The organism is uncultured Bacteroides sp., assembly GCF_937912035.1.
GTDB lineage: Bacteria > Bacteroidota > Bacteroidia > Bacteroidales > Bacteroidaceae > Phocaeicola.
Genome location: NZ_CALDPF010000023.1, coordinates 20,493 through 44,916 on the forward strand (window position 1 = coordinate 20,493; position 24,424 = coordinate 44,916).

The 24,424-nt window shown below is 40.5% G+C and carries 19 protein-coding genes; 13 read left to right on the forward strand and 6 right to left on the reverse strand.

All coding sequences use genetic code 11. From position 1 onward, the window contains the following. The first annotated feature begins 26 nt into the window (after nucleotides 1-26). The 10 genes from Q0486_RS03905 (at nucleotide 27) to Q0486_RS03950 (ending at nucleotide 12,982) form a co-directional block, all read left to right on the forward strand. Nucleotides 27-899 (forward strand): hypothetical protein, encoded by an 873-nt coding sequence (locus Q0486_RS03905; RefSeq protein WP_299230429.1) that lies wholly within the window; start codon nucleotides 27-29, stop codon nucleotides 897-899. Nucleotides 900-930: 31 nt separating this feature from the next. Then, nucleotides 931-2,283: a S41 family peptidase gene (locus tag Q0486_RS03910; RefSeq protein ID WP_299230431.1), complete on the forward strand. Its 1,353-nt coding sequence runs from the start codon at nucleotides 931-933 to the stop codon at nucleotides 2,281-2,283. Nucleotides 2,284-2,385: 102 nt separating this feature from the next. Beyond that, nucleotides 2,386-3,849, forward strand: coding sequence for a TolC family protein (locus tag Q0486_RS03915; protein WP_299230434.1), 1,464 nt, complete (start codon nucleotides 2,386-2,388; stop codon nucleotides 3,847-3,849). Nucleotides 3,850-3,858: 9 nt separating this feature from the next. Next, entirely contained in the window at nucleotides 3,859-4,845 is a 987-nt protein-coding gene (locus Q0486_RS03920; protein WP_289075448.1) for an efflux RND transporter periplasmic adaptor subunit, read from the forward strand. A 9-nt stretch (nucleotides 4,846-4,854) separates the two neighbouring features. Continuing rightward, nucleotides 4,855-6,027, forward strand: a complete 1,173-nt coding sequence (locus Q0486_RS03925; protein WP_289090766.1) for an ABC transporter permease — start codon at nucleotides 4,855-4,857, stop codon at nucleotides 6,025-6,027. A gap of 14 nt (nucleotides 6,028-6,041) precedes the next feature. Then, complete coding sequence (locus Q0486_RS03930; protein ID WP_299230440.1) at nucleotides 6,042-7,307, forward strand: ABC transporter permease; 1,266 nt, start codon at nucleotides 6,042-6,044, stop codon at nucleotides 7,305-7,307. Nucleotides 7,308-7,422: 115 nt separating this feature from the next. Continuing rightward, nucleotides 7,423-8,808, forward strand: coding sequence for a TonB family protein (locus tag Q0486_RS03935; RefSeq protein ID WP_299230442.1), 1,386 nt, complete (start codon nucleotides 7,423-7,425; stop codon nucleotides 8,806-8,808). Nucleotides 8,809-8,826: 18 nt separating this feature from the next. Continuing rightward, nucleotides 8,827-11,028, forward strand: coding sequence for a S9 family peptidase (locus tag Q0486_RS03940; protein WP_299230444.1), 2,202 nt, complete (start codon nucleotides 8,827-8,829; stop codon nucleotides 11,026-11,028). 81 nt (nucleotides 11,029-11,109) lie between these two features. After that, on the forward strand, nucleotides 11,110-11,961 hold the full coding sequence (gene lipA / locus Q0486_RS03945) for a lipoyl synthase (RefSeq protein WP_299230446.1): 852 nt from the start codon (nucleotides 11,110-11,112) through the stop codon (nucleotides 11,959-11,961). Between the two features lie 64 nt (nucleotides 11,962-12,025). Then, a complete protein-coding gene (locus tag Q0486_RS03950; protein WP_299230447.1) occupies nucleotides 12,026-12,982 on the forward strand; it encodes a hypothetical protein in 957 nt (318 codons plus the stop codon). On the opposite strand, the gene Q0486_RS03955 is transcribed toward Q0486_RS03950, so the two are convergent. The 6 genes from Q0486_RS03955 to Q0486_RS03980 form a co-directional block, all read right to left on the reverse strand. Then, nucleotides 12,973-13,677: an SAM-dependent methyltransferase gene (locus Q0486_RS03955; protein ID WP_299230449.1), complete on the reverse strand. Its 705-nt coding sequence runs from the start codon at nucleotides 13,675-13,677 to the stop codon at nucleotides 12,973-12,975. The two genes, Q0486_RS03950 and Q0486_RS03955, sit on opposite strands and share 10 nt — an antisense overlap. Before the next feature lie 16 nt (nucleotides 13,678-13,693). Next, complete coding sequence (locus Q0486_RS03960) at nucleotides 13,694-14,689, reverse strand: gliding motility lipoprotein GldB (RefSeq protein WP_299230451.1); 996 nt, start codon at nucleotides 14,687-14,689, stop codon at nucleotides 13,694-13,696. An 11-nt stretch (nucleotides 14,690-14,700) separates the two neighbouring features. Further along, nucleotides 14,701-15,558, reverse strand: a complete 858-nt coding sequence (locus Q0486_RS03965; RefSeq protein WP_299230452.1) for an enoyl-ACP reductase — start codon at nucleotides 15,556-15,558, stop codon at nucleotides 14,701-14,703. A gap of 128 nt (nucleotides 15,559-15,686) precedes the next feature. Beyond that, nucleotides 15,687-16,922: a sodium ion-translocating decarboxylase subunit beta gene (locus Q0486_RS03970; protein ID WP_235339505.1), complete on the reverse strand. Its 1,236-nt coding sequence runs from the start codon at nucleotides 16,920-16,922 to the stop codon at nucleotides 15,687-15,689. Between the two features lie 7 nt (nucleotides 16,923-16,929). After that, complete coding sequence (locus Q0486_RS03975; protein ID WP_299230455.1) at nucleotides 16,930-18,774, reverse strand: biotin/lipoyl-containing protein; 1,845 nt, start codon at nucleotides 18,772-18,774, stop codon at nucleotides 16,930-16,932. 27 nt (nucleotides 18,775-18,801) lie between these two features. Next, nucleotides 18,802-19,062, reverse strand: coding sequence for an OadG family protein (locus Q0486_RS03980; RefSeq protein WP_154043931.1), 261 nt, complete (start codon nucleotides 19,060-19,062; stop codon nucleotides 18,802-18,804). A 293-nt stretch (nucleotides 19,063-19,355) separates the two neighbouring features. Between Q0486_RS03980 and Q0486_RS03985 the strand changes: the two genes are divergently transcribed. The 3 genes from Q0486_RS03985 to Q0486_RS03995 are packed head-to-tail and all read left to right on the forward strand — an operon-like array spanning nucleotide 19,356 to nucleotide 24,367. Then, entirely contained in the window at nucleotides 19,356-20,732 is a 1,377-nt protein-coding gene (locus Q0486_RS03985; protein WP_299230458.1) for a TolC family protein, read from the forward strand. 16 nt (nucleotides 20,733-20,748) lie between these two features. Further along, nucleotides 20,749-22,008: an efflux RND transporter periplasmic adaptor subunit gene (locus Q0486_RS03990; RefSeq protein ID WP_299230460.1), complete on the forward strand. Its 1,260-nt coding sequence runs from the start codon at nucleotides 20,749-20,751 to the stop codon at nucleotides 22,006-22,008. A gap of 13 nt (nucleotides 22,009-22,021) precedes the next feature. After that, nucleotides 22,022-24,367: an ABC transporter permease gene (locus Q0486_RS03995; RefSeq protein ID WP_299230461.1), complete on the forward strand. Its 2,346-nt coding sequence runs from the start codon at nucleotides 22,022-22,024 to the stop codon at nucleotides 24,365-24,367. The last annotated feature ends 57 nt before the right edge of the window (nucleotides 24,368-24,424 follow it).

Sequence of the window (24,424 nt, forward strand, 5' to 3'; positions counted from 1 at the left end):
GCGACGCATTATAAAATAATATGAATATGAATAAGAACAAATCTCTGATTATTACAATAGTAGTCCTCGCAATAATTATAGCAGGCGTATCTTTTTTTGCAATTCATCAGATGCAGCAAAACAAAGAAATGTCCCAACTGTTTGAGATCGAAAAAATGGAAATGGAAAATGAATACAGTACCTTCGCTACACAGTATGATGAACTCCAAATCCAGATAAACAATGACTCACTTAGGGAAAAGCTGGAAAGCGAAAAACTGAAAACTCAAAGACTGCTTGAAGAACTGCGCCAAGTAAAAACTAGCAATGCCGCAGAAATAATGCGACTAAAAAAGGAACTGAAAACAGTAAGGGCTGTTTTGAGAACATACGTTATCCAGATTGACTCATTAAATAAAATAAATGCTGCACTCCAAGAGGAGAATAAAGAAGTAAAAAACAAATACAGCGCTGCAACAAGACAGATTTCAAATCTTTCCAAAGAAAAGGAATCGCTTAACGAAAAGGTTACACTGGCATCACAGCTAGATGCTACAAATATTGTGACTGAACCTCTGAATAAGCGAAATCGAGAAGCAAAAAGAGCTAAAGACGTAAAGAAGCTTGCCATATCATTTACTATTGTAAAGAACATTACAGCTCAAACAGGAAACAAGACCGTATATGTCAGAATAGCCAAACCAGACAATGAAATTCTTACAAAAAGTGCATCTAATACATTTGCATACGAAGACAGAAACATTTCATATTCTATGAAGAAAATGATAGAATATACAGGTGAGGAACAGACTGTTACATTATATTGGGATGTAGAGGAATTCATGCCGTCAGGTACATATAAAGTATATGTATTTGCAGATGGTAACATGATTGGACAAGGTTCGTTTACTCTTAAATAATTACAACAGAATGTGTAAGCACAAGAATAAGATGAAAAAAATTATATCTGGAATAATGGGCGGACTTGCTATATCCGCCCTTGTTTCTTCATGTGGTGAAGACCGTTCAGGAGAATATTATGCGCTCATTACTACCCAAACATGGATGTACGAAACCATGCAGCAGGAATATCTCTACTATCAGGATATTCCGGAAAAGCAGTCACTGAACTTCTTTAATAAGCCAAGTGATTTCCTGAACTCAATGGTTTCTTCAAAAGACAAAAAATCCGGTAGCACTTTCTCACACATTGATTCTGTTTTTGTAACCACAAGAAGTACATCTACAACTCCTACTTTCGGTTTCGAAGGTACTATGGTAAGAGCCGAGAATGGTTCTTACGGAATACGAGTGCTTTACACCCAAGAAAATTCACCTGCAGAAGAAGTCGGATTAAAAAGAGGCGACCTGATTATAGCCGCAAACAATAAGAAGATAAACAGTTCTGACCTTTTTTATATCACATCGCCCAAAGAAGCATATCTGTTCACTATGGGCAAATTGAATGAAAGAGGATTCGACACATTGCAGACGGTACAAATGCCATCACCCAGAATTGTAGAAAACAAAAACATCTACAAGTCCGATATAATTGAAATTGACGGGAAAAGGGTTGCATATATAATGTATAACGAATTCGGAAACAATGATACCGAAAATCTGAAGCAACTGTTCAAAGATATAGCTGGTCAATCAGTAGATGATATTATCCTAGATTTGAGATACAATCCGGGAGGATATGTAAATATTGCACAATTGGTTTCCACTAATCTTGCACCTCAGGAAGCTATGGGAAATGTCTTCCTTAAAATGACACATAACGATAAGATTAACCAGACCGATATCCTGAACTTCGAACAGTCATTATTGGCTAACGGTTCACCATTAAATTACAAAAACTTATATGTAATAACATCAAGCAACACTGCTTCAGCTTCGGAAATAGTGATTAACTGTCTGAGACCATATATGGCCGGAAGACTCATACAGGTTGGCACTGCAACTTTTGGAAAAAACGTTGCACAACAACTCTATACAGACGAAGCGAAAGCTCCGATGCTAGAATTCTGGATGACAAACAGCCTGCTGAGCAATGCAGAAGATTTCAGCGATTATTACACTAGTGGTCTGAAGCCGGATTATGAAATAGCAGAAAATTTCAAAGGTGAATTAGGAGAGTTGGGAACAGCTCAGGACTCACTTATGATACCTATAATAAAACATATAGAAACCGGAAGCTTCCCAACAACAGAGACTCCAGATGCTGCATCAAGAAGTCTTGATGAGAAACTTCGTTTTAATAACTCAATCGACCTGAAACCTAAATCGGCAATCATAAAATAAAAAATAGAAATCTTTTCAACAATATCCTTTGTTTATTTGTTATTAAGGCATATATTTGCAATGTTGCATAAACAACCAAACAATAAAAACATTTCATTTGGTATGAAAAGATTTCTTAGCATTATCCTATTGGCCGGAATTACTATAAACGGTTTCAGCCAACGCATCCTGTCACTGGACAGTTGCAGAAACCTTGCTATCCAGAATAACAAGGAACTGCGTATAGCACAGGAGAAAATAAATGCCGCCCACTATAACAAAAAGGCTGCATTTACGAACTATCTGCCCAAGTTCGACATCATGGCAACCTACATGCGTACGCAAAAAGAGATTTCATTGCTCAGCGACGAGCAGAAAAATTCAATCAGTAACATCGGTACAGCAACCGGAGCACAACTGCAACAACAATTCCAGCAGATTGCCGCATCAAATCCTATATTGGCTTCGCTATTGGAACCGCTTCAAGGCATGATACCAGGACTTACAGCCGGACTTAACGGAGTAGGTCAAGGACTTGTTGACGCTTTCCGCACAGATACACGAAACATGTTTGCCGGTGCCGCTACCCTGACCCAACCATTGTTCATGGGCGGAAAAATCATCGCTTATAACAAGATTACAAAATATGCAGAACAGCTTGCACAGATGCAACATGCTACTGGTATGGAAGACCTTATCCTGAATACAGACAAGGCTTATTGGCAGGTTGTATCTCTGGTCAACAAAAAGAAACTGGCCGAAAGCTATCTCAAACTGCTTGAAACTCTTGATTCGGATATAGACAAGATGATAGCCGAAGGTGTTGCAACAAAAGCAGACGGCCTGAGCGTTAAGGTTAAGAAAAACGAGGCTGAAGTGACTCTATTGAAAGTGGAAAACGGATTGAGCCTTTCGAAGATGGTTTTATGCCAGATATGCGGTTTGCCTCTTGATACAGATATTTCTCTGGAAGATGAAAATATGGAAAACCTTACACTTCCTAATTTATATACTGAAAGTAATGTAAACACTGCTTTAGCCAACAGACATGAGCTTAAAAGCCTTGAACTGGCATCGCAGATATACAGACAGAAAGTTAACGTGGTACGTTCGGAATTCCTTCCTTCGCTTGCACTTACAGCAAACTATGCAGTAACAAATCCTTCACTTGTTAACGGCTTCGAAAACAAATTCAGAGGTTTCTGGGCTGCAGGAGTAGTATTGAAAGTTCCTGTGTTCCACTGGGGAGAAGGTATCTATAAAGTCAGAGCTGCAAAAGCTGAAGCAAACATTGCAAGATACCAGCTTGAAGATGTAAAGGAAAAAGTGGAACTTCAGGTGACACAAAGCTCATATAAGGTGAACGAAGCTACAAAACAGCTTCACATGGCAGAACAGAACATGGACAAGGCTGAAGAAAACCTTCGTTTCGCAACCCTTGGATTCAAGGAAGGCGTGATACCTACAAGCAATGTACTTGAGGCACAAACAGCATGGCTTTCTGCACAATCGGGCAAAATAGATGCTCAGATAGACATGAAAATGAGCGAACTGTATTTACTAAAATCAATGGGAACATTAAAATAATAAAAAGATATGGCTGATAAATCACAACACAGCAACGTTTTGCTGGCATTTTTCACATTGGTGGCTGCTATAGTCATCGTTAGCGTTATTGGATTCTTCACTCTTGGTAAAGGTCCTGAAATCATACAGGGACAGGCTGAAGCTACTGAATACAGGGTTTCAAGCAAAGTACCGGGACGTATTTTGAAATACTTCGTAACAGAAGGCGATCAGGTAAAAGCCGGCGACACACTTGCCATACTTGAAGCACCGGACGTGATGGCCAAACTGATGCAGGCTCAGGCTGCAGAACAGGCTGCACTGGCAATGAACCAGAAAGCAAACAGAGGTACTCGTGCCGAACAGCTTCAGGCTGCCTTCGAGATGTGGCAAAAAGCTAAAGCAGGTTTGGAAATAGCCGAGAAATCATATAAAAGAGTAAATAATCTGTATGAGCAGGGAGTTATCTCAGAACAGAAAAGAGACGAGGCTAAAGCTCAGTACGAAGCAATGAAAGCCACAGAAAAGGCTGCAAATGCACAATACACCATGGCAAAAAACGGAGCTCAGGCTGAAGATAAGGCTATGGCTGCCGCTCAGGTGGAACGTGCAAAAGGTGCCGTGGCTGAAGTATCTTCTTATATAAACGAGACTTATCTTGTAGCATCGGCAGATGGTGAAGTGACAGAAATTTTCCCTAAAGTGGGCGAACTGGTAGGTACTGGCGCTCCTATTATGAATGTGGCACAGCTTGACGATATGTGGCTTACATTCAACGTAAGAGAGGATTTGCTTAAAGACTTCACAGTAGGTGGAGAAATAAAGGCTTACATTCCTGCTCTTGAAAAAGATGCCGTACTAAAGGTTTACTATATGAAAGACCTGGGAAGCTACGCAGCATGGAAAGCTACAAAAACTACAGGACAGTTCGACCTCAAGACTTTTGAAGTTAGAGCAAAAGCAGTAGATGCAGTAGAGAACTTGCGTCCCGGAATGTCTGCCATAATTGAAAAATAATAAAGGAATATGTCGAATACCGCCTATAAACTTATAAAAATAATGAGGCGCGAGGTGCTTCGTATCGCTACAAAACCGATGTATCTGTTTTGTATGATTATTGCACCTCTGCTCTGTTATGTGTTTTTCGCTACTCTGATGAGTAACGGACTGCCGACAGACTTGCCTGCCGGGGTGGTGGACCTCGACAACACATCTACCACAAGAAACATAATCAGAAATCTGGATGCATTCCAGCAGACAAAAATAGTGGCACATTACACCAGTGTGGCTGAAGCGCGCAGAGCCGTACAAAGAGGCGATATATATGCTTTCTACTACATTCCTGAAGGAACAACAGAGGAAACACTCGCCAGCAGACAGCCTAAGGTTTCGTTCTATGCAAACTATTCATATCTCATTGCAGGATCACTGATTTACAGGGATATGAGGACAATGTCCGAGCTTGCAGGTGGAGCAGTAGGAAGAGCCACTCTCTACGCCAAAGGAGCAACAGAGGATCAGGCAATGGCATTTCTGCAACCCATTGTTATAGACACACATGCCATAAACAATCCTTGGCTGAATTACTCCATTTACCTGTGTAACACTCTTTTCCCGGGTGTGCTTATGCTATTGATATTCATGACAACAGCATATACTTTGGGAACGGAGATAAAGGAAAACACAGGAAAAGAACTGATGGCACTTGCCGACAATTCTATTGTTACGGCTCTGGTAGGAAAGATTCTTCCTCAGACTCTGGTGTTCTTCATCATGGCTACGTTCCATAATATCTACCTGTACGGATTTATGCATTTCCCATGTCATGGAGGTATCCTATCTATGATATTGGCCGGATTATTGCTGGTACTGGCATCGCAGGCTGTAGGTATTTTCTTCTATGGATTGTTCGGTTCGATGCGTCTTGCTCTGAGTGCCGCATCACTGTGGGGAGTACTGTCATTCTCCATTTCAGGCTTCACATTCCCTGTAATGGCAATGCACCCTACCCTTCAGGCTCTAAGCAATCTTTTCCCATTGAGACACTATTTCCTGCTATACGTAAACCAGGCTTTGAACGGATATCCTATAATCTATGCATGGCATTCCGTTGTGGCACTTATGCTCTTTCTGCTCTTACCTTTCTTTGTACTGAAGAAGCTAAGACTTATTATGGAGACATACGAGTATCTCCCTTAATACTATTTTAAATTATGAAACATCAATCATTTAAAAATATTGTCCGTCAGGGATTCTCAAGTCTGTTCCACATCTGTGCCAGAGAACTGAGGAATGTATTCAAGGATCAGGGTGTTCTGATATTCTTCATTCTTGTCCCATTGGCATACCCTCTGGTCTATGCCTTTATATATACACAAGAAGTTGTAAGGGACGTTCCTGCAGCCGTGGTTGACAACAGCCGTTCATCCTTGAGCAGGGAGTTTATACGAATGGTAGATGCCACTCCTGACATCAAGGTGCAATCCTATTGTGCCGATATGGAAGAAGCACAGAATCTTATCGAAGAAGGAAGGGTATATGGAATAATATACATCCCCGAAGAATTTACCCGCAATATCTCACAGGGGAAACAGGCTTCGGTAAGCATTTTCAGCGATATGAGTGGTTTGCTCTATTACAAATCTCTGCTGATGGCTACAACAAACGTATCGCTTGACATGAACAAGGATATAAAAATCGAACGAATGGGAAATACAACCGCACGCCAGGACGAAATAAGTACAGCTCCCATTGAATACGAAGATATATCACTGTTCAATCCACAGGACGGCTTTGCCAGTTTCCTTATTCCTGCCGTACTTATACTGGTTATCCAGCAAACTTTATTGCTTGGTATAGGCCTGTCTGCGGGAACGGCAAGAGAAACGAACAAATTTCAGGATCTCGTACCTTTAAGCAGAAAGTACAACGGTACATTGCGAATTGTGCTTGGTAAATCTTTGGCTTACTTCCTTATTTATGCCATAGTATCGGCATACGTACTGTGTGTAGTCCCCAGGATGTTCAGCCTTGTACAGATTCCGAATCCGACGACATTGCTTCTGTTCATTCTCCCGTATCTGTCGGCATGTATTTTCTTTGCAATGACATGCTCCATATTCATCCATCACAGAGAATCGTGTATGATGATATATGTATTTACGTCAGTACCACTGTTGTTCATCTCCGGTATTTCATGGCCGGGAGCTGCAATACCTGATTTCTGGAAGGTAGTATCCTGGATATTCCCTTCTACATTCGGTATAAACGGATTCGTAAGAATCAACAGCATGGGAGCTACACTGCCTGACGTACTTACTGAATTCAGAGCATTGTGGCTACAAACAGGTATATATTTCATAACAACCTGTATCGTTTACCGCCGACAAATACAGATAAGCCACAGGCACGTGGAAGAGAAACTCAGAAAAGTGAGAAAATATTTCCGTCTGAAAAAAAAGACTGTTATTACACAATAACAGGCAATAAGTTCATCATTATTAACAATTCATCTTATACTTATAAGAGAGAATACTATTAGCTTTGCAAATGGTTTTAAAAACGTTTGCAAAGCTTTTTATTTTAATGAAATCGATGAAAAGAATTAACCTTTACATTATATTCTCTATATTACTCACTGTTCTTAAGTTGAGTGCGAATCCTGTTATAAACAATATCAATGCAGAAGAGAAAACCAAATTCAAGGTAGAGATTAAAAACTCCATTGGTGAGCCTCAGACAAAAGTATTTCTGAAAATAACAGGAAGAAGCGAAGTTTATAAAGCTGATTCATGTGGAATTATCAACTTCGAATACGAAGTTCCAAAGAACTATAAACGGACGGCAAACATCTATCTTAACGAAGACAATAAGAATCCTGAAAAGACATTTACCCTAGACAAAGAGAATAATGTACTGAATTTCTGCATTGACACTAAAGAAGACATATTAAGATTCAAACAGGAAAACAGCACCTTCAATATTGAAGGAATAGTAACTACCGAAGACGGTGAACCTATCACGGGAGCAACTGTAAGCATACAGGGAACAGGAAGATATGCCACAACCGACGAGATAGGTCTGTTCTCCATTGATGCCGACTTCAATCATTACATAATAATCAGAGCCGACGGAATGGAAAACCTGTCTATGACCGTAAGCCCATTCCTCATGAATCAGAAAGATGCATATCCTATTGTTATGCGAAAGAAAAATGGAGAAAAAATCTATTCCAATGTAGAGAGTATGCCTGAATATCCCGGAGGTATGAAATATTTCAAAAAATACGTAGACCGTAACCTGAAATATCCGGAAGAAGCGCAAAAGAACAAAATTGAAGGTGTAGTAGTGATGCAATTTGTTGTAGAGAAAAACGGTGATATAACAAGTCCCAAAGTAGTAAGAAGCCTAGAAGCATCACTAGACTCTGTCGCAATGAACCTGATAAAAGGAATGCCAAGATGGACACCTGCTTCTGATCATGGAGTAAAAGTGAGATGTAAATATTCCATCCCTATTGCATTCAAGATTCCTGTACCGAAACCTGTAGTAGTAGACAACAATCCTCTCAAAGAAGTAATACCAGGCGATAGTATAATAGTATTAAACGACAGTACTATCATAAAACCAAACACTTTGGCCAAAGATAGTATCCCGAACGACAGTATATTAAAGAATAAGTTACTGAATGACAGTATAACCGTTGCTAATGATTCTATCAGTAATGATTCTACTCTTATCCAGAAACAGCTTGACAACAAAACTACAGTAAATAGCAAAACTACTAAAGTAAAGAAAAGAAACATATTCGTAAGATTCTTCAGATGGCTGTTCGGTATAAAGGATAAGGAGAAAAAAAACAATAACGAAACTATAATGGAGGAAAGCAAAGATATCAACAAACTACAAGAACTGCAGATTACAAAAGAAGAAGCTGAAAAGCAAGAAAATATAAAATCAGAAAAAGAGAAAGAACTTTAATATTAAATTTATTTGCGCATGAAAAAATTATTCACACTGTTACTAATGATTGTCGGACTGACATTCGGCATTCATGCAGAAAAAGTTACGCTTAAAGATGTAGCAAATGGAACTTACCGTGCAAAGAACATATACGGTTTGAGGCCAATGCTAGATGGTGAACATTATACACAAATCAGTGCCGACAAAAAAAGAATTGTAAAATACTCATTCAAAACAGGAAAGGAAGTAGGTACAGTTTTTGATGTTACAACTGCCCGCGACTGCAACCTAAAATCATTCGATGACTATATCATGTCACCGGATGAGAAACTTATACTTATACAGACAGAAACAAAGCCTATATACAGGCGTTCGTTTACAGCAGAATACTACATCTACAATGTTAAGAACAACAAGATAGAGCCTCTGTCAAAAAACGGTCCACAACAGGTTCCATTATTCTCTCCTGACGGTTTCCAGATTGCATTCGTAAGAAACAATAACATATTCCTTGTAAAACTTCTTTTCGGAAACAGTGAATCGCAGGTGACAAAAGATGGTGAATACAACAAAGTTCTTAACGGTATTCCAGACTGGGTTTACGAAGAAGAATTCGGATTCAACAGGGCATTCGAGTTCAGTGCAGACAGTAAGATGCTAGCGTACATCAGATTTGATGAAAGTCATGTAAAACAGTTCTCTTTCCCTTGGTATAAAGGAATGTCACCTGAAAAAAGTGAATATGAGTACTATCCAGGTGCTTACGAATACAAATACCCTAAGGCAGGAGAAGTTAACTCTAAAGTTACAGTTCATACTTTTGACATAAAAAGTAAAGTTACAAGAAAAATAGACTTGCCTCTTGACGAAGACGGATATATTCCTCGTATCAAATTCACATCTGATCCGGAAAAACTGGCTATAATGACACTCAACCGCCACCAGAACAGATTCGACATGTATATGGCAAATCCTAGAAGTGGAATCTGTAAACTGACAATACGTGACGAAGCAGAACAATATATCAAAGAACCTGCATACTCCAACATTAAGTTCTTTACAGACAATATAGTAATGATGAGCGAAAGAGACGGATTCAATCATCTTTATCTTTACACCATAGGCGGTAACCTTGTAAGGCAGATTACAAAAGGAAAATACGAAGTAACAGACTTTCTCGGTTGGAACCAGAAAACTAATGAGTTCTATTATAGAGGATATGACAACAGCCCATTGAGAACTGCTATTTTCAAAGTCAACAAGAAAGGGGAAGTTACTAAACTGTCAATGAGAGAAGGTACAAACAATGCTATCTTCAGCAGTAACATGGAGTATTTCATCAATACTTTCTCAAACATGACAACTCCTACCCTTATCACTATCAACAATAATAAGGGAAAAGAGATTGTAACTCTACTCGACAATAAGGAACTTAAAGAAGAGACCAAATCCCTGAACTTGCCACAGAAAGAATTCTTTACTTTCAAGACTAGTAATGGAACAGAACTGAATGGTTGGATAATGAAACCAGTTGACTTCAATCCAAGCAAAAAATATCCGGTAATCATGCACCAGTACAGTGGTCCGGGTTCACAGCAGGTACTCGACAAATGGGGTATAGGAAGTTTCGGCGATGGTGGTATGTTCGAAGCATATATGTGCGACAAAGGTTACATCATGGTTTGTGTCGATGGACGAGGAACAGGTGGACGCGGAGCTGAATTCGAAAAATGTACATATATGTATCTCGGTGTGAAAGAGTCGGAAGACCAGGTTGAAACAGCCAAATACCTTAGTTCACTGCCATACATTGACGGAAAGAGAATCGGTATCTGGGGATGGAGCTTCGGCGGCTATAATACACTTATGTCAATGAGCGACGGAAGCGGAGCTTTCAAGGCCGGAGTTGCCATAGCAGCACCTTCATGCTGGAAATACTACGACACTGTTTATACAGAAAGATTCATGCGTACTCCTAAAGAAAACGGTGAAGGATATGAAGCAGGTTCAGCTATCAGCAGAGCAGCAAACCTGAAAGGTAACCTTTTGCTGATACATGGTACTGCCGACGACAACGTCCACTACCAGAACTGTGCAGAATATGCAGAAGCACTTGTACAAGCCGGCAAACAGTTTGATATGCAAATTTATACAAACCGTAATCACAGCATATTCGGTGGTAATACCAGACATCACCTTATGACCAGAGTAAGTGAATTCTTTATCAGAAATCTATAATACACTTGACGAGTTGACACGAGCATAAACATGTCCTGTCAACTCGTCAACTTATTTACTTGTCACCTAAAAACATAATCTATGACACACATCAGAAAACCGGAATGGCTTAAGATAAGTATCGGAGCCAACGCCAGATATGCAGAAACCAAAAAGATAGTTGATACCCACAAACTTCACACAATATGCAGTAGTGGTCGCTGTCCTAATATGGGAGAATGCTGGGGGAAAGGAACGGCTACATTCATGATTTGCGGTGCTATATGTACGCGTTCATGCAAATTCTGCAATACATGTACAGGAAAACCTCTCCCACTCGATGAAAACGAACCGGCAAACGTGGCAGAATCAATCAGACTAATGAAACTCAACCACGCAGTTATCACATCAGTTGACAGAGACGACCTTGAAGACTTTGGAGCATCACACTGGGCCAAGACACTGCTGAAGATAAAAGAAGTCAATCCAGAAACTACTATCGAAGCTCTGATACCGGATTTCCAGGGTAAACCGGAACTGGTCAGTCAGGTAATAGAGGCAAGACCTGATATCCTGTCACACAACATGGAGACCGTAAGGAGAATCAGTCCGCTGGTCAGAAGCGTAGCAAGATATGACACAAGTCTCAACGTGATAAAACAGATTTCGGAAAGCGGAATTACAGCAAAATCTGGAATAATGGTAGGACTTGGCGAGACTAAGGAAGAAGTTCTCGAGACTATGGACGACTTGCTTGAAGCAGGATGCAAGATACTTACAATAGGCCAATATCTGCAGCCTTCTCATAAACACTATCCTGTAGCAGAATATGTCACACCGGAACAGTTCGAAGAGTATAGAATAATAGGAGAAAAAAAGGGATTCAAGACTGTAGAAAGCGGTCCATTGGTACGTTCATCATATCATGCGGAAAAACATATCATCCACAAGTGAACAATCACGGTATTTTGTTTGTTGAAACTTTGATATATAATGAAAGAGAACAAACAGATAGGGCATGAATTTAAGAAACAAAATTGTATCAATAGGGCTTTTACCAATCATAATCACATTAATAGGTCTTCATTTCTTTCCCAACACAGAAATGCTAGGTATGGGACTGCTTTTAAGTATGATAATGCTCACATACAACATTATCAAGATGAAAGACCTGAATTTCTTTCTCTTGCTTGGTACATTAGGAATAGGTACATGTTTTTTTCTCAGACTATTTTGGGGATACAAATATGTACCTCTCAATACCATAACTCCAACTGTGGAGTTCTCCCTAATGGCATTTGCGTTTATATACTACTCGGCTCCGGAATTATATAAGGACATCATAAGTAAGTTGGGAATAAGAATATGTTTCTCTTATAAATTTGAAACAAAAATAATCATAATACTATCATCAATCCACCTATTGCTTCTTTACATTATAAAAACCTTAAATCATGATTGGAGTCCTGAAGGACGATTTTTCATGATAAATATTGTTCCCGTATCTATATATATCATCTGCCTCATAGTAAACACATTAGGGATACATTTTGTAGCGAAAATAGAGAAATCCAGACATAATATAATCCGTATAGCACCTGTATGTAACGGAAAACTGCTACTGTCACAAAAAAACACAACATCTCATATATGGGATATCCCAATTGAAAGGAACCTTGAAGGGACTTTAGATGACAGTAAAAAATATGCAATGAAAACAACAAAAAGAATTCTTGGAACAAACGTACAGCCACGCTTCATACTGCAATACACCGAAGAGTGCTCGTGTGGAATATGTAACAACGTTCTTCTATTCATACTGCCTCTAAAGACAGAAAGCGATATAAAGCTTGACGGCAAATTTTTCAATTTTGAAGATATAGAGAACAATATTCTACAAATAAATCCGTGTATAAAAAAAGAGCTGGAACATCTTAGGGATGCTGCCAGCCTATGGAAAGAGTTTTATTTGTAAATAAGAAATATACAAGGGATTTTCGACAAATCCGGCAGTTTTCCGTTCCACTCCTTCAATGTGCGTGTCTTTATATACTCTCCCTCGCAAGTAATATTTGCTGCTATACACAATTTTGTCTGTGGACGGCAGGCCTTGATTATATCCTCCATCATCTTGTTGTTTCTATATGGAGTCTCAATAAAGAGTTGTGTCTGATTTTCCGAATAAACCCTGCTCTCCAGTTCTTTAAGTCTTTTAAGTCTGTCATTAGCATCAATAGGCAAATAGCCATGAAAAGCGAAACTCTGTCCGTTAAAGCCTGATGCCATTACTGAAAGTATAATTGACGACGGACCTACTAGCGGAACCACCTTATAGTTTTTACGCTGTGCTATTGCCACCACGTCAGCTCCCGGATCGGCAACAGCCGGACAACCTGCTTCAGAAATGACTCCCATAGAATTTCCTTCTGCCAAAGGTTTCAGAAAGCCTGATATTTCTTCAGGAGAAGTATGCTTGTTAAGTGTAAAGAAAGTCAGGTCGTCAATAACTATAGAACGGTCCACCTTCTTTAGAAATCTACGCGCTGAGCGTACATCCTCAACTATAAAATATTTTATTTCAGTTATAATATCCTTATTATATGCCGGCAGAACTTTTTCAACAGGAGTATCTCCCAATGTAACTGGCAATAGATATAATGCTGTTTCCATATAATTCATCAAAACATTAAATGTCAATATCCAACAACATTCCTTCGTAATCAGTATTATTCAGAAGTTCTTCAAAAGTTACTCCTGGATTCTTTTTCATATATTCGTCAATATACTGCATTCCCAACCATATTCCAATCATAGGTGGTACATCTTCATTCAAAATTCTGTTAGGCATAGGCTGTAAATAGGAACGAATAATCATAGGATCTGTACTTTCCAGATGATTCGCCTTATTAACCCACTCAATAAATTGTTTCTTATTTTTTCTGCACCACTCCAACTGCATATCATTATACCCGAGTACTTTTGTTCCTAATTCTTCACTTCCTAATGCTTTTTCAGTAATCCATGCAATTTTGCCTCTATACATCATTAAGTCAAACAATGTACGATGATTTCTGTCCCACGGAAATGGATAAAGACTCAAGAGATAAAAAGACAAACAGTCAGGTACAATCCTATCCGGATTCATCGAAACCCGCTGATAGTTATAATAATAACGCTTGTACATAGGATAATCCTCACCCATGTATTTATCAAGGCTGATACCTATGAGACTGTCAGAGACCACCACAGACTGGTTTAAAGCTGATATCTGTGAATATACCACCGGTATCGGAAATGAGGACATTCTCTTCTTCAGATATAGAAATCCCTTTGTAAGATCCTTTTCAAAACTGCCGAGGTCCTTATACTTATCTTCTACATCAAGCATCAGATTTACAAGAGAAGTATCGGAATAATAGGCACACAACCGGTCGTTTATTTTTTCATCATTTACCGATCCAAGTGCAAGTACATCCTCGATAAGAAGTTTTGTAGCGTGAGGGAAATTCATATTCATCTTCTGGAGAGAAGTAAAACTGTTCAGAGCAGAAGCTTCGAACTGCAATCTGTCATATCTATGTATTTTTAACCTTCCTTCAGATAAAAAAAAGTCTTCCTGCCTATCATCACGACAGGCAGAAAGCACTAATAAACTTAATATTATGATTAAAATGTATCGCATTAATTGAATAATTATCCGTAGATAATGTTACCATTTTCATCCTTATATTCATCAAGTCCCTTTTCGTATGTTGCCATTGCACGAAGACTCATACCTACACTTGAGAAACCACCATCGTGGTAAAGGTTCTGCATAGTAACTTTCTTTGTTAAGTCAGAGAACATCACAATACAGTAATCTGCACATTCGTCAGCAGAAGCATTGCCAAGAGGAGACATACGGTTCGCAAAGTCAAACAATTTGTCCATACCCTTAACACCAGATCCTGCAGTAGTCATAGTAGGCGACTGTGAAATAGTGTTGATACGTACATGGTGTTCACGTCCGTAGATATATCCGAAGCTACGTGCTATAGATTCAAGCAGAGCCTTAGCATCAGCCATATCGTTATATCCGTAGAATGTACGCTGAGCAGCAACATAACTCAATGCAAGAATTGAACCATATTCATTTATAGCATCAAGTTTCTTGGCAGCCTGAATCATCTTGTGGAATGAAACAGCAGAGATATCAAGAGTCTTGCTCAACATATCGTAATCCAAGTCATCGTATGTACGTTTTTTACGAACATTAGGAGACATACCGATAGAATGCAATACAAAGTCTATCTTTCCTCCCAATACTTCCATAGAACGCTTGAAGACATTTTCAAGATCTTCAACGCTTGTTGCGTCAGCAGGTATAACCTCACAGTTCAATTTTTCCGCCAACGCAGAAACTTCACCCATACGTACTGCTACAGGAGTATTTGACAATGTGATTATTGCACCTTCTTCTACAGCTTTTTCTGCAACTTTCCATGCTATAGACTGTTCGTTAAGGGCACCGAAAATAATACCCCTTTTTCCTTTAAGCAAATTATAACTCATATATTTAAATTTGTTATTACGCCTGCAAATATACTGCTTTATTTACAATATATGCCACTTTTGCTCACTTTTCTTTAATATTGTGCAGTTTTGCTATAAAACACTTTAACAAACGCACTTTAAGTATTTTAACCAAGGAAAGATATAAGTACACCGGCAGCCACCGCAGAACCTATCACTCCGGAGATATTACTTGCCATACAATACTGCAACACGTGGTTTTTAGGATCATATTTTAGTGCTATTTCGTTTGCCACACGGCTCGCCATAGGCACGGCGCTCAACCCTGTCGCACCGATAAGCGGATTGATTTTCTTCTTTGTAAACAGATTATAGATCTTGACAAAGAAAATACCGCCTGATATTGAAAGGCCGAAAGCAAGGAAACCTCCAATCACGATACCTATTGTTGTCCAGTTCAGGAAAGCGTCAGTAGTCATTGTTGCACCAACCGAGATACCGAGGAAAATGGTTGCGGCATTCATTATGCTGTTTGATGCGGCATCGAACAGACGTGATGTGTTCGAACCTATTTCCTTCACCAGGTTACCGAACATCAGCATACCCACCAATGGAACAGCGCTTGGCACAAACAATGCCACTATAGTAGTAACTGCTATAGGGAATATTATTTTCAGCACACGCATATTCTTTATTTCTATAGTAGGAGGATACATCTTTTCCTGCTCCTTCATATTTATACTGAGTTCCTTCTTGCTGCACCATAGTCTTACCACCAATGGTATGATTACAGGAACAAGTGCCATATACGAATAAGCCGCAATAGCTATAGGACCAAGCAGATGAGGAGCCAGCTTGATAGTGGTAAATATCGCTGTTGGTCCGTCCGCTCCACCTATTATACCCAATGAAGCAGCTTCCTGGGGAGTAAAGCCAACCATAATGGCAACAAGCAATACTGCAAAAATACCCAGCTGAGCGGCAGCACCGAAAATAGACAGACGCAGATTACGCAGCATAGGTCCGAAGTCGGTCAGCGCACCAACCCCCATAAATATTACCGGCGGAAGGAAACCTGTCTTGATGAGCATATAATAAATGAAGTTCATCAGTCCCAGTTCGTGTGCTATCTCATGCAGAGGCATTTCCCATATATTCTTCATCACGCCATTCACCATCACCATACCGTTCTCGTCGGCCTGTATCACTCCCATCTCCCCTCCCGGGAAATTGGCGAGCAACACTCCGAAAGCTATCGGTACAAGCAACAGCGGTTCGTACTGTTTCTTTATACCCAGATAAAGCAATACGAAAGCTATGGCATACATTATAAGGAACCGCGGATCGGCAATGATATTGCTGAACGCAGTCATATCATATAATCGTTCAAAAATCTCTTCCATACATCTATCACTTTATCTTCATTAATACATCATCTTCAGATACAGAGTCGCCGGAGTTCATGCAGATAGCAGCAACAGTACCGCCAAACTCGGCATTGACAGCTATATAGGTCTTCATTGCTTCAATATAGCAGAGAGTGTCACCCGGATTAACCTTATCACCAACCTTCAAAGGTGTTTCCTGAGCCGACTTAGTGAGATAGAATTTTCCTTCAAGCGGAGAAAGCACATCCTTGCCCTCACCAGATGCAGCAGCCGGCTGAGCGCTATCAGCAGACGCAGACTGTGCTGGCAATGCAGTGTCACCGAAAGCTACAGTCACACGATAAGGCTTTCCGTTCACATCTACAGTGAGCACCTGAGTACCTTCCTTAGGCATTGAACCGCCTTCAACCTCAGCACGGCGTTTCTCCACGTCTGCCAGGAAGTCTGCCTTAGCCTTTCCGCTCTTGTATGCCTCATACTGAGCCGGATGCATAGCATACTCGAACAGTTCTTCGTCATCCTGACCTGTTTCCCATCCTTTTTCAGCCATCATCTGACGGTATTTGTCAAGCTGATCCGGATAATTGTCCTGAGGATTGCCTGTAAAGAATGTTCTGCCTTCGCTCTTTGCCTTTTCAACAATCTCATCTGCCAAAGGACCTGCCAATGCTCCAGCCTTGCCGAGTATCATATCCCATACATCGTCTGCTATCATAGCCCAACGTTCCTTGCCTTTTTCCATTTGAATGACATTCATCATTGCCAGATTCTTGACATACTGGCTGAAAGGAGTTACCAGACAAGGATAACCTACACGCGGCCACACGTATGACACCTCATCGAACAGCTTGATGAGCAGTTCATCCTGAGTCATAAGCGGCAGATTATTCTTTGCCTTATACTTATTTATAGATTCAAGGTTTGTTTCAAGGTCAGCCATCAAGCTACCCATCATACCTCCAGGAAGTCCCGGACCTACCAGCAATGAGTTCATCATACGGTTCTTAGGACTGATATACAATCCAAGGAAATCGTCCATGAATTCCTGAATCATGGTTCTTGCCTTCATATAGGCATTCATATTGATTTCCTTAACCTTGAAACCGGCATCCTTCAGCATCGCCTGCACACTGATAATGTCGGCATGACCTGTTCCCCATGACAAAGGATCCATACCGCAATCCACATAATCGCATCCGGCCTTACAAACCTCAAGAATTGAAGCCATATTGAAACCCGGACCTGCATGAGAGTGATACTGTATGGTTATATCCTTTATCTTCTTTATTCCGGCAACAAGTTTACCGAGGAATACAGGACGTCCGATACCTGCCATATCCTTGATGCAAATTTCATCGCATCCGGCATCGATAAGCTTCTTAGCCATATCGAGATAGTATTCCACTGTATGTATAGGAGAATAAGTGATACACAGACAGCACTGTGAAATCATTCCCGCATCGTGTGCATATCCTATTGACGGGATTATATTACGAACATCATTCAGTCCGCAGAAAGTACGTGTAATGTCAGTTCCCTGAGCCTTCTTTACCTTGTAGAACAGCTTTCTTACATCTGCCGGAACAGGACTCATTCTCAGTCCGTTCAATGCGCGGTCCAGCATATGTGTCTGGATACCTGCTTCGTGAAAAGGCTTTGTCCATTCTCTCACAGCCTTATTAGGATTCTCACCAAACAGCAGATTTACCTGTTCGAAACCGCCTCCGTTAGTCTCAACTCTGTCAAAGCATCCCATTTCCACTATCACAGGAGCTATCTTTACCAATTGGTCAACACGTGGTACATATTTTCCGGCGCTCTGCCACATATCGCGGAAGACCAGACTGAATTTTACTTCTTTTTCCATTTTCTTAATGTGTTTTCATTTCTTTAATCAGTTCAACTTCTCAATTTTCATTACCTTGCCCTTACCACCTGTAAGTTTTTCCACTGCAATGTTAATCGCCTTCACGGAATCCTCTTCCAATGAAACGGTTGCTACTGCAGGCTTACGTTTGACTTCCTCTTCGGGTGGAGCAAATTTATTAACCGCCTTAATCAGAAGAGTACTAAGCCAGATAATAATGAGAAGGATTACGAATACCGTGCACATACCTACGAGCATCAGCATCAGACCTGTTCCAATATTTTCCATATATATCTAATTTTAATGTATTACAGACACCTTTTAAAGACATGCCGCTTAAAAGGCGCTCAAATATACCAATTAAATATATTGCATTGACACAAAAAACTTTAAAATTATCAATATTCATAACTTTGAAATATATTTTACACTTTCTTGCGCCACACTGTAATCCATCTTTACACTACTGTAAAGAAACCTTACAGTTACCACAACAGAGTTTTTATCAACTATCACTATATCAACGAATTACATTTTTGGCACGGTTATGGTATTATAGTTAGTGTAAAAACAACCGTAAAATGAAAAAAATATTTATACCCATAATTTTAATTTTGGCAGGAACGCAATGCATGGCTTACGAAATCGACACAACATCCGTTGCCGATACTTCACGAATAATGACACTGCGCGACTGTATGGAATATGCAATAGAATATTCCACCAAAAATGAAATACAAAAACTTGACAATGCCGACGCACGTACTGAGAGACGCGACGCGATTCTCAAGACATTCACCCCGTCCGTTTCGGCAGGAACATACGCCTACAGTAATTTCGGACGTGCCGTGGACCCTGAAACAAACACCTATACCAATACTACATCTTTCAATAACGGTTATTCACTGAGTGCAAGCATCACACTGTTCAACGGATTTTCGGCCATAAACAATATCAGAATTTCGCAGACAGCCGTAAAGATGGGAATCTCTCAGGAAGACAAGTTACGCGACGAACTGTGTCTGGCAGTTATGGAAGCCTACTTCAATGTACTGTTCCATACCGAAATGACTGAAGTTCTCCGTAAACAAGTAGAAACCTCGAAAGCCAGCCTGCTGCTGATGCAGAAACAATATGAGACGGGACAGAAAAGCCGACCCGATGTAGCACAGATGGAAGCCGACCTTGCCGACAGAGAATATCAGCTAGAGACATCGTACAACAACAGTCAGGATGCACTGCTCACACTGAAATCCGTAATGATGTGGCCCGTGGAGGAAGAACTCAGGATAGACCGCACAATGATAGACGAAAAATATTCGGCACTGGTGGAAGAAGAGGACCGGGCGGACGAAATAATGGATTACGCTGTCAGTTCGCAGCCGGCGGCACTCATAGCCAAAGGAACAATGGATAAAGCGAGATTCGCTCTGAACACGGCCAGATGGCAGTTTCTTCCAAGCCTGTCGCTAAACGGTGGTTGGTCCACCAGTTACTACAGCTATCCCGGAAAAGCCAACTACACTGCTCCTTCGTTCAACTCGCAATGGAAAAATAACTCCGGCGAATACATTCAGCTGAGTCTTTCAATTCCTATTTATGACAGACTTTCCAGATTTTCAAACCTTTCGAAAAAGAAAAACGAGTACCGGCGCGCCGAGGCACAATACCGCCAGACGCTGCACGACATAAAATCGGAAGTACAGCGTGCCGTACAGGACAAGACAGGCGCGCGTAAGTCGCTTGTACTTGCCATGAAGCGTTCAAAAGCACAGGAAGCAACATATCTGCTGCACGAAAAGAAGATGCGTCAGGGCATGGTGTCGCCTATCGACTATCAGACCATTACAAATTCTTTCCTGAACTCGCGGGCGGAAGAGCTGAACGCATTGCTGCAGTATTATCTGAAACGCAGCGTTGTGAAGTATTATAAAGGAACAAGTTATATAGAACAATAAAAAAGAATGATATATCATGGACAGAGCAATAGAAAAGAAAAAAGGAATGGCACTGGTGTTCAGCAAAAAATCTTTACCATACTGGGGTGGCGGACTGCTGTTGTGCCTTATAGGATACATCCTGATAAGAGATAATGTAAGTACACTGAGAGTGAATGCTGAAACCCTGTCAATAAACAAGGTTATGGAAGGTGAATTCAACGATTACATACGTATCTCAGGTCAGGTACAGCCGATGACAACCATACAGCTTAGCCCTCTGGAAACGGGAGTGGTGAAAGAAATATTCATGGAAGAAGGCTCGCACGTGAAAGCCGGCGACAAAATCCTGCGCCTTACAAACGAAAACCTGGATATGCAGATATTGAACTCGGAAGCCGACCTTGCCGAAAAGGAAAATATCCTCCGCAACACAATGATTTCGATGGAACAGCAACGTCTGAGCGTAAATCAGGAAATGCTGCAACTGGAAATGGAAGTAAGACGCTATCGCAGAACATACGAATCGCAAAAGTCTCTTTACGCCGAAGACCTGATAGCCAAAGAGGACTATCTGAAAGCCGAAGAAGATTATCAGTTGGCAAAGGACAAACTGGAACTCGTGAAGGAACGTTCCATACAGGACAGCCTTTACCGCAGCGTTCAGGTGGAACAGATGCAGGAAAGTCTGAGCAATATGCGAATCAATATGCAGATGATACGCAAAAGAAAAGACAACCTTGTAATTACCGCCCCTATAGACGGCGAACTGGGATTGCTCGATGTTGTTCTCGGTCAGTCTGTACCGTCGGGCAGCAAAGTGGGACAGATAAACACCCTTGACAGCTATAAGATTGAGGCCCAAATAGACGAACACTACATCGACCGTGTTACTTCCGGTCTGGAAGCCGATTTCGAAAGACAGGATGAATCGTTCCATGCCGTCATACGCAAGGTCTACCCGGAAGTACGCGACGGAAAGTTCAAGGCCGACTTCAAATTCAGCGGAGCACAGCCTGAGAATATCCGTACAGGTCAGACATACTATCTGAACCTGCAGTTGGGACAACCGGAAGAAGCCATAATGATCCCTCGCGGCACATTCTATCAGAAGACTGGCGGACGATGGATTTACGTGATTACCGAGGACGGTTCGAAAGCTTACAAAAGAGAAATACGTATAGGTCGTCAGAACCCGCAGTATTACGAAGTGCTTGAAGGTCTGCAGCCGGGAGAAAAGGTCATCACTTCGGGATATGACAATTTCGGCGATAATGACTGTCTGGTGTTGAATTAATAAAAAGTATTATATGAAGAGTTATTTCAGATTTTTGTCAAGAAACAAACTATATACCACAATCGAAGTATTCGGTATGGCAATAGCCATTGCGTTTGTGGTATTCATAGGTTCGTTTGTAATACGGGAATATAATACCGATTCGGAAATTAAAAAACAGGGAAATATCTATATCGGACATTCCGAAAGACTATTTTTCGGAAGTGCCACAATAAAAGAGCAGCTTGAAGGTAAATTTCCTGAAGTTGAAGATATGTGCAGAATGATGAATACGCACATCTTCGGAGGACTTAAAATGACTTTTCAGGCAGGCGATTATACCGACCGCCAGAAGGCATCAATAGTAGATGAGAATTTCTTCAGATTCTTTCCTTTTCCGTTGGAGTCAGGAACACCTGAGTCTGTTCTGAAAGAAAAGAACTCGGTAGTTATTTCACGTACATTCGCCAATAAGGTATTCGGGAAAGAAGATCCAATCGGCAAATCCGTAAAAATCGATGTTAACGGAAATACGGCCAATCTGAACATTACCGGAATATTCAGCGATTTCAAAAATACAATATTCTATTCGCCTGAAATAATTTACCGTATAGACTTGGTCAAAGATCTTGACAGTTCACTTGTAGGAAACGGCAACGGTTCAACTGTACTGTTTATAAAAGCGGCAGGAGGAACAGACATTCAGTCACTTGAAGACAAGCTGGAAGAAGTTGTCCGGAAAGAAGACTTTCTGTATGTATACGGACTGTGCAAAGACTTCCTTCTTACACCTTTCGACAAAATAAGCTACAGTGCGGTAGAAGCTACAGCTCCGTTCGAAGGTCTTATAGATGCAAGCTTCATAAAACTGTTTACAGCAGCCGGAATATTTCTCCTGCTGTTCGCCGTACTGAATTATATTTCGCTCACGGTTGCCCAAACAGGATTCAGGGCAAAGGAAATGGCTTCAAGAAGGCTTCTCGGTACACAACAATCAGGAATAATCGCCAGATATATATCTGAATCGTTCATTCTTACAGTTATATCTTTTGCCTTTGCGCTAATCTTTGTAAAACTGATATCTCCTCATCTTAGTGAACTTATAGGAAAAGAAATTTCTCCACTCGAAAATATGGGATGGATGGAAATACTGTTTATTATACTGCTGCTTCTGATATTGTCGGTATTATCAGGTATTATACCTGCACTCCTAGTTTCAAAATACAAACCTATTGACGTAGTACGCGGCAATTTTACACGAACCAGCAAAATGACTTTAGGCAAAATTCTGATAGGTTTCCAGAGCGGAGTGGCATTCATTACGTTAGGTCTTGCGGCAGTCATGTTCATACAACTGAAACACATGACTGAAAAGCCAATGGGATATGAAAAAGAAAACAGAATAAGCATACAGAACGCAAGCAAACCTTCGGATTATTACATTGAAGAACTGAAATCACTGGCATGTGTAGAAAAGATCGGTTGGCTACAGTTTGAGCCCATGACTCTAGGAACATCAGGAACTTCGTTCAAAATTAACGGCATAGACCAGAAATTTGATATGTATTATGGCGACCAGTCTGCATTCGAAATACTCGGTTTCAAGATATTACGCAAGAATGGAGAGCCACTCAATCAGTGTGCCTGGCTTCCCGAATCAACAATGAGAGCTTTAGGACTTGATTATGACTGTAAGCAAGTCAATCTTGATTCTGGTGGAATGTTTCCTGTTTGCGGTATCATAGAAGACTATCATAAAGGAACTGCAAATACACAAACAAGAGGAGGATTTCTGAACATAGCGTGGATTAAGGAAATGGAGAAAGAAGAAGATTTCAGAATCCTGCGAACACTTGTAGTGAAAGTTTCCGGCGACGAGAACAAGGCAGAGAACGATATAAAGGCTTTCTACAAAAGTAAAGGTTTTTCGGAAGATGAAATAATAGTAAAAACTTATAATAAAATGATTTCCGATCTGTATTACTCAGAGCAACAAGACCTTAAGCTCATAGGTGTATTCACCATGCTTACCCTTCTGCTGACTATACTGGCCATGTTTGCCATGAGCACATATTATGCCCGCCAGCACTCAAAAGAAGCCGCTCTGAAAAAAGTAATGGGAAGCAACAGACTGCAGCTTTTTATCGAAACTTCATCAGGGTTCATAAAGTCAGTAGGAATCTCCATCATAATTGCACTGCCGATTACATGGATAGCCGTCAGCAAATGGCTTGAAGGATACAATTACAAGATAGACAATCCGATATATATTTACATTATAGACGTAGTGATAATGATTGTCATAGCACTGCTGTCCATAAGCTGGCAAATGATAAAACTGATGAATACCAACCCTGTGAGATCATTAAAGAACGAATAAAAAAAGTTTTAAAAAACAACAGTTCATTTTAACTGAAATGACAAAGCATTTCGACTA